The organism is Mycobacterium sp. E2497, assembly GCF_001668695.1.
Classification (GTDB): domain Bacteria; phylum Actinomycetota; class Actinomycetes; order Mycobacteriales; family Mycobacteriaceae; genus Mycobacterium.
This window is the reverse complement of sequence record NZ_LZKD01000263.1, coordinates 17,147-29,147: the sequence shown is the minus strand read 5'-3', so window position 1 is coordinate 29,147 and position 12,001 is coordinate 17,147. Positions and strand designations below refer to the sequence as shown.

Genomic DNA, 12,001 nt, shown 5'->3' with positions numbered 1-12,001 from the left:
CCGCATTCGACGCCGCGGTGGAGATCACCGAGGGCGCGGTGCAGGTCCACGGCGGGATCGGCTTCACCTGGGAGCATCCCGCCCACCTGCTGTTGCGTCGCGCCCGGGCCAACGCGGTGCTGGTCGGCCGCGCCGACGGTTTGCGCGACCGCGCCGCCCGAGCCCTGCTGAGCCGACAGGAGATCGGATCATGAACCCGGAGTTGGGCGACTTCCGCAGCGAAGTACGAACTTTCATCGCCGAACACGCCCCGTCGATTCCGTATCGCGCGGGCGTACGCAGCGCCGAAGATGAGACCGAGTTCAAGGCCCTACGGCAATGGACCGCGCAATTGTACGAAGCGGGCTACCTCGGTATGGATTGGCCAGTTGAGTTCGGAGGGCGTGACGACCGTTCACCCGAGCACGCGATCGTCGTGGCCGAGGAACTGGCTCGCGCGCAGGCGCCGGGCGCGCAGAGCGGAAGCGTGTTGGCGTCGCGCGCGCTGATCGACTTCGGCAGCGACGAGCAGCGTCGCCGCCATCTTCCGAAAATCCGCACCGCTGAAGAGTTTTGGTGTCAGCTGTTCAGTGAACCGGGCGCGGGAAGCGACCTGGCCTCGCTGCGCACACGCGCCGTGCGCAAGGGCGACACCTATGTTGTCGACGGCCAGAAGGTGTGGACCACCGACGGGCATTGGGCCAGGTTCGGATACCTGCTTGCCCGAACCGATCCCGAGGTGCCCAAACACAAGGGCATCAGCGCCTTCATCCTCGACATGTCCGCGCCCGGCGTCACGGTGCGGCCACTGCGTGAGCTGACCGGAACCTCGGACTTCAACGAGGTGTTCTTCGACTCCGTCGAAATACCCGCCAAAGCCATGATCGGTGAGCAGGGCCAGGGCTGGCAGATCGCCAGCGCCAGCCTGGCCCACGAACGGGCCAACGTCGGCGCGGTGGTGGTGAAGTTGAAGCGCGCCCTCGACGACCTGATCGACCTCGCGCGGCGCGTCGAGATCGGCGGCCGCCCGGCCTTCGAGAGCGATCGGGTGCGCGATCGGATCGGCCAGTTGAGGGCCGAAGTCGAAGCGCTCTCAGCGCTGACGGACGCCAATCTCACCCGTTGGTTGCTCGGCAAGGAACGCTCGCACGACGCCGCGATGGGCAAGCTGATGTTCAGCGAAATCAACCTCGAAATCGCGCGGTTCGCAGTCGAGCTCGGCGGTGAAGCCGGCGTGCTGGTGCACGGTGACGCCGCGGCGCTTGATGGCGGCCGCTGGCAAGACGAGTGGCTCTATGCCCGCGCGTTCACCATCGCCGGGGGAAGTTCGGAGATCATGCGCACCCTGATCGCGGAACGGGGGCTGGGCCTGCCGCGCCGCTAGTCACGCGGGGACCAGCGCAGCCCGATGCTCGGCCACACTTCCGTCGAACGCCTCATCGACCTTGATGCGGCGCAGAAACAGGTGCAGATCATGCTCCCAGGTGAAGCCGATGCCGCCGTGAACCTGCAAAGCGGTGCTCGCAACCTGGCTGGCCGCCGACTTCACGTACGCAGCCGCCGCCGAAACTGCGGTCTTCCAGACGTCCTCGGTCGCGCTGTCCAAGGCGAACGCCGCGGCCCACAGTGCCGAGCGTCCGGCCTCGACGCCGACGGCCATGTCAGAGCAGTGGTGTTTGACCGCCTGGAAGGACCCGATCGGCGCCCCGAACTGTTCGCGCTGACCGGCGTACGCGACGGTCATCCCGAGCAGTCGCGCCGCGCCGCCCAGCGCGTCCGCCGCTCGGTGCAGAGCCAGCGCTGCACGGACCCGGTCCACGCAGCCGGCCGGGGCGGGCGCCCACTTGAGTGCGGACTCGCCCAGATCGAGCCTGGCCCACGACCGCGTCAGATCCAATGTCGTCATCGACACCAAAGACGGATTAGCCACCAGCGCAACGAAATCACCGTCGTCGGCCTCGCGGACGGCAACCAAGCCGTCCATGTCGGCGGCCATCGGAACGGGATGGGTGGTTTGCCCGATCACGCGAGCCACGCCGACAACCGAGCCCTCCGGCGCATCGATCTCGGCCCGCTCGAGCACCCATCGACCGATCGCGAGATCCGCGATGGGAAGCGAACTGGCCGCGTAGCCGTGCGCCTCGCTGCACACCGCGAGGTCCATATGAGTGCCCCCGACACCGGCCGTCAACAGCTCGAGCAGACCCGATTCGGCGGCGTGGGCCGTGGCTTGTCGGTCGAGACGAATCACCGTCTCGTCCAGAGACTCTCGCACTCTCGCGATGGGATCGCGGCGCTCGAGCCATGCCCTTTCGGCATCAGCCAATTGCTCTTGCTCCTCTGTCAGGCAGAAGTCCATGACCAACCCTTCAGTAGATTGACCTAGTAAACCATGTCGACTACGTTGGTCGAAACGGTGCGCGCGTTGAGAAGGCTGGAAGGTGGGAATGACGAGCATCCACGAGGCGCTGGCGCGGCTGTGGACCGCCGCCGACGATGCGCGGATGCTCCAGCAGGAGGGGCAGTGGTTCACCTGGGGGCAGGTGCGGCGGCTGACCGAGAACATCGATGGCCAGCTGACCGCCGCCGGCGGCGGCGCAGGCGCCCGCGTTGCCGTCGTGCTCGAAAACCGGATGGAATCAGTCGCCGCCGTGATCGCGCTGTTTCGTTCCGATCGCACCTTGGTGACGCTTAACCCGCTGCAACCGGCCGACCGCCTGGCCGCCGATCTCGCGGCCGTCGGTGCCGACTATCTCATCGCGCCGCCGGAGCTGCTGGGCAACCCGGCAATCTCCGGTGCCGCGGCGGCGACGGGCGCGGCGGTGTTCACCGTCGACGGCGATGACGTCACCTTGCGCGCGACGGCTTCGCGCGCCGCAGCTGCCGGCGATCCGGATGTCGCCATCGAGATGCTGACGTCCGGCACGACGGGACCGGCGAAGCGCATTCCTCTGCGGCGCAGGCAGTTGGAAGCCGCCCTGTCGGCGGCACTCAAGCACAACAACCGCCCCGAGACCCGGAACAAGCCGCCGCTGACGGGCGCGGTCGGGATGGTGACCCTTCCCATCGTGCACATCGGCGGCTTGTGGTCGCTGCTTCAGGCCCTGGTGGCCGCGCGGCCCATCGTGATGCTCACGCGGTTCACGCTGTCCGGATGGCACACCGTGATCGCCGAACACAAGCCTGCGCTCGCCGGGCTGCCGCCGCCTGCGATCCGCTCCGTGCTCAACTCCGACATCCCCCGCGAGGACCTGGCCAGCTTGCGGGCATTGATCGCGGGAACCGCTCCGGTGGACGCCGAGCTCGTCGACGCCTTCCTGGCCCGGTACGGCGTCCCCATCCTGATTACGTACGGCGCAACCGAGTTCGCCGGCGCCGTCGCCGGGTGGACGCTCAAGGATTTCCGAGCGTCGTGGGTCACCAAGAGGGGCAGCGTCGGGCGCGCGTTTCCCGGTGTGCGACTCCAGGTGATCGACGACGACGGGAACGTCCTGTCCCCGGGACGCACCGGGCGGTTGCAGGTCGCGTCGGCCCAGGTAGCCGTGTCCGGCGAAAGCTGGCTCACTACAAGCGATCTTGCACACATCGATGCAGACGGGTACCTCTACATCGACGGCCGTGCCGATGATGTCATCGTCCGGGGCGGGTTCAAGGTCGCGCCGGAGACGGTCGTGCGGGCCCTGCGCACACATGACGCGGTCGCCGACGCCGCGGTCGCCGGTCTGGAAGACGAGCGGCTCGGCCAGATCCCGGTCGCGGCAGTCGAGTTGCGAGCCGATATGGACGCCAGCGGCGAGGCGCTCCGTGAGCACTGCCGGACCACACTGACCCCTTACGAGGTGCCGACGCGGGTGTTCGTCGTGGACGAACTGCCCCGTGGCGCGGCGTTCAAAGTCGACCGGCGGCGCCTGGTGGCGCTGCTCGAGGAGCTCCACCAAGCGAACTAGGAAGGCAGGTACTCAAAATGGGACGCGTACAGGACAAAGTCGTTCTGGTGACGGGCGCGGCGCGCGGTCAGGGCCGCAGCCACGCCGTCAAACTGGCCGAAGAAGGGGCCGACGTCATCCTGTTCGACATCTGCCATGACATCGATACCAACGAGTATCCGCTGGCCACACCGCGTGACCTCGAAGAGGCCGGACTCGAGGTCGAGAAAACGGGCCAACGGGCTTACACGGCCGAGGTTGATGTCCGCGATCGGGCAGCCGTCGTGCGCGAGTTGTCCAGCGCGGTAGCCGAGTTCGGCAGGCTCGACGTTGTCGTCGCCAACGCCGGTATCTGCCCGCTCGGCGCTCAACTCGGCATCCAGGCGTTCGTCGACGCATTCGACGTCGACTTCATCGGAGTCGTCAACACGGTGCACGCGGCACTGCCCCACTTGCGCACCGGTGCCTCGATCATCACCACCGGATCGATCGCCGGCCTTCTCGCTGCCAAGGTGCCCGCCGGGATGGCGGGGCCCATGGGCCCGGGCGGTGCGGGCTACAGCTACGCCAAACAGCTGGTGGACTCCTACACTCTGCAGCTGGCCACGCAGCTTGCCCCACAGTCGATCCGCGCCAACGCGATTCATCCCACCAACGTGAACACGGCGATGCTCAACAGCGATCCGATGTACCGGCAGTTCCGACCGGATCTCGATCAGCCCACGCGCGATGACGCGCTGCTGGCGTTTCCGGCGCTGCAGGCAATGCCCATTCCGTACATCGAACCGGGTGATGTGTCGCACATCGTCTGTTTCCTGGCGTCCGACGAATCCCGCTACGTCACCGGCCTGCAGTTCAAGGTGGATGCCGGCGCCATGCTGAAGGTCTAGGAGCGCCATGACAACGACAGAAACGGCCGCCGTCGAAGGCCGCATCACCGACGAGGACATCGAGCGCGCCAAGGCCCAGATAGGCATCGCCGTCAACCAGCGAGACGAGGCGTGGAACAAGCTGCCGAACGCGGATGCGATCAGCCACTTCGCGTTCGGGTGCGGCGACGACAATCCGCTGTTCTACGACCCCTCGTACGGGGCCAACACCCGCTGGCACGGTCAGATCGCCTCGCCCACCTTTGCCATCAGCACGGGCCTGGACCAGACCCCGAAGTTCGCCGACCCCGAACGCAAGAAGCTGTTCCGCGGCCTGTTCCGCGGCACCGGAAAGTACTACGCCGGCGTGAAATGGACCTGGTATCGGCCCATCTACCCCGGGCGGCCTGTGCTGATGGAGACGTTCACCCTCGACGTCGAGGTCAAGGAGAGCGAGTTCTCCGGCGGGCGGTCGGTCAAGGAGACGTTCCGCTACCTCTACGTCGACGCCGACGGCAATCCGATCGCCACCCGCGATGAGTCGTACATCAATGCCGAGCGGCAGGGTTCGAAGAAGTCAGGCAAGTACTCCCACATCGAGCGGCAGCGCTGGAGCGCGGAGGAATTCGCTCAGGTCGAAGCGGCCTACGAAGCCGAGGCCCGGCGGGGTGCGGAGCCGCAGTGGTGGGAGGACGTCAACGTCGGTGATGCGCTGCCGCCGGTGATGAAGGGGCCGCTGACCGTCGTCGACATCATCAGCATGCACATGGGATGGGGCTGGGGCGGTTACGGTGTCGGCCCCTTGAAGTTCGCCCATCAACTGCGCAAGCGCATGCCGGCGTTCTACACCCCCGACGAGTACGGGGTGCCCGATGTCGTCCAGCGGCTGCATTGGGACCCCGAACGCGCGAAGGCGCTGGGCATCCCCGCCCCATACGACTACGGTCAGATGCGGGCCGCGTGGGTCAGTCATCTGCTGACGAACTGGATCGGTGACGACGGCTGGCTGGCCGAAATGGACCTTCAGTTGCGCGGATTCAACTATCACGGCGACATCCACCGATGCACGGGCAGCGTCACCGCCAAGGGCGAAGGCCCCGGTGAGTCCGTGTCGATCGACGTAGCTGCCACCAACCAGCGCGACGAGACCACGACGAAGGGCGGCGCGAAGGTGTTGCTCCCATCAAAAGAGTCGGGAGCTGTGGTCCTGCCGGTGCCCGACGACGAGCTGCGAAGACGCGGGGCACAAGTCGTGTCGCGGATGGCGGGAAGAGTCGGGCAAGAAATGCGCCGACTCCACGGAGAGTGAGCCGCGATGGCGATCAACGGCGTCTCGGTGAACCGCAACGGTGCGGTGCTCGGACTCGCGCTCGACCGGCCCGAGAAGCTGAACGCCGTTGACACGCCGATGCTCAACGAGTTGCTGGACAGGTTGCTCGAGGCGGCGGACGACGATTCCGTACGCGCCGTGCAACTGTGTGGCGCGGGACGGGCGTTCTGTTCGGGCGGCGATCTGACCGGCGGCAACACCAAGGGGGCCGTGCCTGCGGCCAACAAGGTCGTTCAGACGCTCATCACGCTGCCCAAACCGGTAATCGCGGGGGTGCACGGGCCCGCGGTCGGCATCGGCTGTTCGCTCGCCCTGGCCTGTGACCTGGTGGTCGCCGCCCGATCGGCGTACTTCCAGCTTGCCTTCACCAAGGTCGGTCTGATGCTCGACGGCGGCGCATCCGCGCTGCTGCCCGCGGCGGTCGGACGGGCACGGGCGGCGAGGATGGCCATGACGGCCGAGAAGATCTCGGCGGCAAACGCTTTCGATTGGGGATTGATCTCGCACGTCATCGACGACGACGCCTACGACGCGGAGCTGGCCGCGCTGACCGAGAACCTGGCCGGCGGGCCGACACAGTCGTACCGGTGGATCAAGCGGGCATTGGCGGCGGCCACGCTCACCGATCTCGAAGCCGTGCAGGAAATCGAGGCGGAAGGACAGCAGGTCCTCAAGCAGTCGAATGACTTCCGCAGAGCCACAGCGGCTTTCCGCGAACGCCGGAAGCCGGAGTTCCAAGGCGATTGAGGAGGCGGTGTCGGAATGAAGAAACCCATGAAATGTGTGCGCGTCCTCGAGGTCGCACAGTTCACGTTCGTTCCGTCGGCCGGTGCCGTGCTCGCGGACTGGGGAGCCGATGTCATCAAGATCGAGAACCCCGTCACCGGGGATGCGCAGCGCGGTCTGGTGACCGTGCTGGGTCGTTCGGTGACCAAACCCGGTCTGCCGTTCGCGCCGATCATTGAGGCGCCGAACCGCGGTAAGCGAAGCGTGGGTCTCTCGCTGGCGCTGGCGCAGTCACGTCCGGCATTCGAGGAATTGGTGCGGCGCAGCGATGTGTTCCTGACCAGTTATCTGCCGCAGACACGCGCAAAACTGCGCATCGACATCGAGGACATCCGGCGGATCAACCCGCACATCATCTACGTCGGAGGCAGCGGATTCGGCAGTCGTGGGCCCGATTCCGACACCGGCGCGTACGACGCCACCGCCTTCTGGGCGCGTGGTGGCAGCGCTGACGGCATCATGCAACCGGACGCCGACGTCCCTTCGTCGATGCCCGCGGGGGCCTACGGCGACAACATCGGTGGGCTCACCATCGCCGGTGCGGTGGCCGCGGCACTGTTCGGTAGGCAGCGCACTGGCGAGCCGTCGATCATCGACGTGTCCCTCCTCGCGGTGGGGGCGTGGGCGATGCAGTTCGACGTCAACCTGGCCATGCTGTACGGCTGTCCGCCGCCGAAGGTGCGGAGTTCCAGCCAGGCGCCCGGCAATCCGCTCACCGGCGCGTATCGCTGCGCCGACGGCCGGTTCATCCAGTTGTCGATGCTGCAGCCGACGCGCTACTGGCCGGACTTCTGCCAGGTGTTCGGTATGACCGCGGCCGCGACCGACGATCGGTTCACATCTCTGGAGTCGTTGGCGGCCAACGCCGATGAAGCGGCGAAGTTGGTCGCCGATGCGATCGGCCGGCGGACGTTCGACGAGTGCAAGCGGCTGCTCGACCACTCCGGCGGCCAATGGGCGCCGCTGCAGGATGCTTGGGATGTCGCCAACGACGAAGCGCTGATCGCCAACGGTCGCGTCGCCGACATCGTCGACGCCCAAGGCTACCGGCAGAAGCTGGTGGCCAATCCAGTGCAATTCGACGGTGCGCCGGCGGATCTCACCCGGGCACCGATGTTCGCCGAACATACCGACGAGGTGCTTCGGGAGCTGGGTATCGACGACGCGGGCCTGCTCGGTCTGAAGTACGACGGCGCGATCACCTGACCAATTTCTCGTACTGGCGGCACCGGTCGAGAAGGATCTGCGCTGTACGAATCGGGTGACTGATCATCAGGTCATGGCACGTGTCGACCTCGACGGTGGTCTGTACCCCGCCGAGCGCGTCGATACTGCGCCGTTGAGACGCTACGGACAGCGCGCGGTCGCGGGTGGTGAGGATCCAGGTGCGCGGTATGTTCGCCGGCAGGTCACGGCGGTCCACCGGTTCAACTGGGATCGACACCGCCTCGGGGTACAGCCGCGACATCGCGAACTCGCGTTGCTCTTTTGTCATGCCATTGCAGAACGCGTAGCGCGCCGCGAAGGCCGGGACTTTCAGTGGCTTCCCTCTACCGGCGCCGCGCCGGGCGAACCATGCCAGCGGACCGTCGAGCGTGTCCACGATCGCTTCACCCTGGCGCGGCACGAAGGCCGCCGCCAAGACCATCTCGCGGACGCGCGACGAACCCAGCCGGGCCACCACCCCGGGCACCGTCACTCCCGCCATCGAGTGGCCGACGATGACCGTCTCGCCGAAACCCGCAGCATCGATATCGGCGACCACGGAGTCCACCCAGGCGCCGATGGTGGCCGTCGACAGGTCACCGGGCTTCGAGCCGCGACCCGGAAGGTCGACCGCGAGGATGCGGAGTTCTGGTTCCTGGTGGCGCAACTCCGCGACCGTCAGATCCCAGCAGTCGCCGGCATGTTCGCCGCCATGGACCAGAACGAGATCGGGGAGTGGCATCCGAAGTGCTCAGCGGAACCGTGGAGCGCGCTTATTGGCGCGGGAGTCTGATGGGTTCGCGTAGTCGTTGCCGATGTGGGTGTAGGACATTCCGTGTCGCTGACGCAGGCTGGGAGAGAGATCCCTGGCCTCCCACATGGCGCGCACGGTGCCCTGTACGGCAAGCGGCCTGCGCGCAGCGATTTCGCCGGCGAGGCCGGCAGCCCGCTCCCGTAGGTTGTCGTCGGGCACGACCTCGGTCACCAGGCCGAGCCGCAATGCCGTCGAGGCGGTGATGCGTTCCTCGCTGCCCAACAGGGCCCAACGCATCACATCGCCATAGGGAATGCCCAATGACAGCATGCCCATCGGTTCGAGAGCCGAGACGACGCCACCGTTGGCGTGTGGGTCGAAGAAGGTGGTGTTCTCGGCGCAGATCGCGAAGTCGCATTCGTTGACGAAGTACATCGCGCCGCCGGCGACCATGCCGTGCAGCGCGGCGATCACCGGCTTCCACACCTGATGAGCCTTGGGCCCCAGGAAGGTTCCAGGGTCTTCTTGGTTGAATACCGGCTGGTCGGCCCACCATCGGCCCGCCGATACGTCGATTCCCGTGCAGAAGGCCCGTTCTCCGTTTGCCTGTACGACGGCGACCCGGATGTCCTCGTCATCGCGGACCCGCTTCCATACCGCGGCGAGCTCGGTGGCCATCGTCTGGTTGAAGCTGTTCATCTGTCCGGGACGGTTCAATGTCACCGTGGCGATGTGATCGCTGACCTCGAAGACAATGGTCTCCAGGTCAGTCATCGACGCGCCTCTTTGTCGTCTGCGTCATTTCGCTCCAACGGGTTTGAGTGGCAGGGGACCGGTGGCGACAACGTCGCCGAGCAGACCGAGGCCGGTACTTGCCTGCGCGGCGGCCTCCAGGCATGCGGCGACGTCCTTGCGAAGGAAAGGACCCGCGATATCGGTGAACGGCTCTATGCCGCCGATCTGCTGAATGTGTGTGGCGACGCGACTTCCCGCGCTGCATACCTGGAGTGCGGCCAGCAGAGCATCGGGGGCGACACCCATCGACGCGCCCAGTTCTGTTGCAGCGGCGACCAGCTGGGCGTTCGCGGCGAAGAGCACGTTGTTGATGAGCTTCAGTGCCAAGGCGCTACCCAGTTCCCCGGTGGGGACGATCGGGTTCGCGTAGGCCGCTAGTGTCGGCGACACGGATTGCACCGCCTCGGCCGGCCCGCCGATCAGCACGGTGAGGGTTCCGGCGGCGATGTCGTCGGCGGTACCGCTGACCGGCGCATCGAGGATGGTGGGTGCGGATGGATGGCCACCCAAGGACTTGAGTGTCGCCAGCGTTCCGGTGGTGTGGGAGACGACGATGGCGCCGCGTTTGGCATTGACGATGAAGCCGTCGGGCCCCGATCCGATTTCCATGAGTTGTGCGTCGGAGAACAAGCACGAGATCAGGATGTCGCTGCCAGCGGCGAGTTCGGCCACCGAAGCCGCGAGCCGGGCACCGCGCGTTGCCAGGCGATCGCGCACCTCGGGCCGCCTGACATACGTGGTGACGGGCACGCCGGCCTCGAGCAGGCGCAGCACCATGGGCTCACCCAACTGACCCGCTCCGATGAAGCCGACGGCGTTGGTCACTGCGCGCTCCTCAAGCACTCGGCTATAACTAAGTCAACTAGGTTGCCCAGGGTCACGCTAAGCGCGCCGGCATGCTCAGTCAAGAAACGACCGGCGGTGTCGGTGGCCGCTTTGCAGCTTAGTAGACCAATGATTGACTAACTGCACGAACGGTCGATAACGTCACCTCATCGCAGCCTCAGCGAGGAGCCGCCATGCACGTGACAATCGAAAAGGCCTCGGCTTGGCTCGGAGTGGCCATGCTGGGCGGTTTCCTGGTGATGTTCTGGTTCATCGCAGGACTCATCCCTCCGATGAGCCCGGCCCTCACCGCCGAGCAGACGGCACGGATCTACAGCGACAACGAACTGCGCATCCGTATCGGTCTCGCCCTGATGATCCTGTTCGCGTGGCTCTTCGCGCCATTCTTCGCACTACTGTCGCGCCAAGTACGCCGCATCGAAGGTTATTGGGGCGTCATGTCATTGACCCAGTTGTTACTGAGCGTGACCTTTCCGTTCGGCTTTTCACTGTGCGCGCTGTTCGCCGTGGCGGCCGCGTACCGCCCCGAGCGCAATCCCGATGTGACACAGGCGCTCAACGACATGTTCTGGTTCATCTTCGTCGGGCTGGTCGGCCCGTTGATCACACAGGTGGTGATCCTGGCGTTCTGCGTGTTCATCGACAGGCGGCGGGTGCCGAGCTTCCCGCGGTGGTTCGGCTACTTCAACATCTGGTATGCCGTGCTCGGCGTTCCGGGGTGCGCCATCTACCTGTTCAAGACGGGGCCGCTGGCGTGGAACGGCATGTTCGCCTTCTGGATTCCCCTGACCGTGTTCTGCATCTGGATGATCGTGACCGCGATCATGCTCACCAAAGCGGTCGACGTCGAAGCCGCCGAACGTGAAGAGCGCGCCGCGAACCGGGAATGGGAACCCGCAGCTTGAGTCTGACGTCCCTGCGGTCGGTCGTCGGCGAGCACTCGAGCGTCCGGCCGACCACGCATGTGCCCGGCGAACCCGGCGTATGGATCTTCCTGTTCGGCGACATGGTGGTCTTCGGGGTCTTCTTTGCGACGTTCATGTACCAGCGCGCGCAGGCGCCCGAGCTGTTCGACACGTCGCGGCACACGCTCAGCATCGGCATCGGCCTGACGAACACGCTGGTCCTGCTGACCAGCTCGCTGCTCGTGGTGACCGCTGTTCGCGCAATCCGGCAGTCCCGGTGCGGAGCCGCGCAATTGATGCTCGCCATGGCGCTGGTCTGCGGTCTCATTTTCATCGGACTCAAGTGCGTCGAATACACGGCCAAGGTCACCGCCGGGCACGTCCCGACCGAGAACAACTTCTATCTCTACTTCTTCATCCTGACCGGCCTGCACCTCTTCCACGTGCTGATCGGCGTGGGCGTGCTCATCCTGCTGCTGACGCAAGCGCGCCGCAGCAGCCTCAGCGCAACGCGGATGGCCGTCGTCGAAGGCGGCGCCTGCTTCTGGCATCTCGTCGACCTACTGTGGATAATCCTGTTCGCGTTGCTGTATCTGGTGAGCTGA

At 66.1% G+C, this 12,001-nt stretch carries 13 protein-coding genes; 9 read left to right on the top strand and 4 right to left on the bottom strand.

Annotation, left to right across the window (positions count from 1 at the left end; genetic code table 11):
• A partial coding sequence (locus tag A5713_RS24965) for an acyl-CoA dehydrogenase family protein (protein ID WP_156752021.1) occupies positions 1 to 194 on the top strand: 194 nt, incomplete at its 5' end.
• The gene (locus tag A5713_RS24960; protein ID WP_068098942.1) at positions 191 to 1,363 is read left to right on the top strand and encodes an acyl-CoA dehydrogenase family protein; all 1,173 of its coding nucleotides are present in this window, start codon (positions 191 to 193) and stop codon (positions 1,361 to 1,363) included. The genes A5713_RS24965 and A5713_RS24960, both read left to right, overlap by 4 nt.
• On the opposite strand, the gene A5713_RS24955 is transcribed toward A5713_RS24960, so the two are convergent.
• The gene (locus A5713_RS24955) at positions 1,364 to 2,338 is read right to left on the bottom strand and encodes an acyl-CoA dehydrogenase family protein (RefSeq protein ID WP_068098954.1); all 975 of its coding nucleotides are present in this window, start codon (positions 2,336 to 2,338) and stop codon (positions 1,364 to 1,366) included.
• An 88-nt stretch (positions 2,339 to 2,426) separates the two neighbouring features.
• Between A5713_RS24955 and A5713_RS24950 the strand changes: the two genes are divergently transcribed.
• From A5713_RS24950 to A5713_RS24930, 5 genes are read left to right on the top strand one after another with little or no spacing between them, the layout of a single operon-like run.
• Positions 2,427 to 3,926, top strand: a complete 1,500-nt coding sequence (locus tag A5713_RS24950; RefSeq protein ID WP_068098940.1) for a class I adenylate-forming enzyme family protein — start codon at positions 2,427 to 2,429, stop codon at positions 3,924 to 3,926.
• Positions 3,927 to 3,943: 17 nt separating this feature from the next.
• On the top strand, positions 3,944 to 4,795 hold the full coding sequence (locus A5713_RS24945; RefSeq protein ID WP_068098938.1) for a mycofactocin-coupled SDR family oxidoreductase: 852 nt from the start codon (positions 3,944 to 3,946) through the stop codon (positions 4,793 to 4,795).
• Positions 4,796 to 4,802: 7 nt separating this feature from the next.
• The gene (locus tag A5713_RS24940) at positions 4,803 to 6,083 is read left to right on the top strand and encodes a MaoC family dehydratase N-terminal domain-containing protein (protein WP_068098936.1); all 1,281 of its coding nucleotides are present in this window, start codon (positions 4,803 to 4,805) and stop codon (positions 6,081 to 6,083) included.
• Between the two features lie 12 nt (positions 6,084 to 6,095).
• Positions 6,096 to 6,851: an enoyl-CoA hydratase-related protein gene (locus tag A5713_RS24935; protein ID WP_068098952.1), complete on the top strand. Its 756-nt coding sequence runs from the start codon at positions 6,096 to 6,098 to the stop codon at positions 6,849 to 6,851.
• 15 nt (positions 6,852 to 6,866) lie between these two features.
• Positions 6,867 to 8,096: a CaiB/BaiF CoA-transferase family protein gene (locus A5713_RS24930; protein ID WP_068098934.1), complete on the top strand. Its 1,230-nt coding sequence runs from the start codon at positions 6,867 to 6,869 to the stop codon at positions 8,094 to 8,096.
• Here the strand turns inward: A5713_RS24930 and A5713_RS24925 are convergent.
• From A5713_RS24925 to A5713_RS24915, 3 genes are read right to left on the bottom strand one after another with little or no spacing between them, the layout of a single operon-like run.
• Positions 8,089 to 8,838 carry an alpha/beta fold hydrolase gene (locus A5713_RS24925; protein ID WP_068098932.1) on the bottom strand — a complete coding sequence of 250 codons (750 nt, stop codon included), beginning with the start codon at positions 8,836 to 8,838 and terminating at the stop codon, positions 8,089 to 8,091. The two genes, A5713_RS24930 and A5713_RS24925, sit on opposite strands and share 8 nt — an antisense overlap.
• Positions 8,839 to 8,847: 9 nt before the next feature.
• Positions 8,848 to 9,624 (bottom strand): enoyl-CoA hydratase/isomerase family protein, encoded by a 777-nt coding sequence (locus A5713_RS24920; protein WP_068098930.1) that lies wholly within the window; start codon positions 9,622 to 9,624, stop codon positions 8,848 to 8,850.
• 24 nt (positions 9,625 to 9,648) lie between these two features.
• Positions 9,649 to 10,470: an NAD(P)-dependent oxidoreductase gene (locus A5713_RS24915; RefSeq protein ID WP_068098928.1), complete on the bottom strand. Its 822-nt coding sequence runs from the start codon at positions 10,468 to 10,470 to the stop codon at positions 9,649 to 9,651.
• A 194-nt stretch (positions 10,471 to 10,664) separates the two neighbouring features.
• Between A5713_RS24915 and A5713_RS24910 the strand changes: the two genes are divergently transcribed.
• On the top strand, positions 10,665 to 11,396 hold the full coding sequence (locus A5713_RS24910) for a hypothetical protein (protein ID WP_082973143.1): 732 nt from the start codon (positions 10,665 to 10,667) through the stop codon (positions 11,394 to 11,396).
• A 2-nt stretch (positions 11,397 to 11,398) separates the two neighbouring features.
• Positions 11,399 to 12,001 carry a cytochrome c oxidase subunit 3 gene (locus A5713_RS24905; RefSeq protein WP_068098948.1) on the top strand — a complete coding sequence of 201 codons (603 nt, stop codon included), beginning with the start codon at positions 11,399 to 11,401 and terminating at the stop codon, positions 11,999 to 12,001.

Coding starts and splice junctions, on each gene's coding strand:
- A5713_RS24925 (WP_068098932.1), bottom strand. CDS start 8,838: ATGCCACTCCCCGATCTCGTTCTGGTCCATGGCGGCGAACATGCCGGC.
- A5713_RS24940 (WP_068098936.1), top strand. CDS start 4,803: ATGACAACGACAGAAACGGCCGCCGTCGAAGGCCGCATCACCGACGAG.
- A5713_RS24960 (WP_068098942.1), top strand. CDS start 191: ATGAACCCGGAGTTGGGCGACTTCCGCAGCGAAGTACGAACTTTCATC.
- A5713_RS24910 (WP_082973143.1), top strand. CDS start 10,665: ATGCACGTGACAATCGAAAAGGCCTCGGCTTGGCTCGGAGTGGCCATG.
- A5713_RS24920 (WP_068098930.1), bottom strand. CDS start 9,624: ATGACTGACCTGGAGACCATTGTCTTCGAGGTCAGCGATCACATCGCC.
- A5713_RS24930 (WP_068098934.1), top strand. CDS start 6,867: ATGAAGAAACCCATGAAATGTGTGCGCGTCCTCGAGGTCGCACAGTTC.
- A5713_RS24955 (WP_068098954.1), bottom strand. CDS start 2,338: ATGGACTTCTGCCTGACAGAGGAGCAAGAGCAATTGGCTGATGCCGAA.
- A5713_RS24950 (WP_068098940.1), top strand. CDS start 2,427: ATGACGAGCATCCACGAGGCGCTGGCGCGGCTGTGGACCGCCGCCGAC.
- A5713_RS24945 (WP_068098938.1), top strand. CDS start 3,944: ATGGGACGCGTACAGGACAAAGTCGTTCTGGTGACGGGCGCGGCGCGC.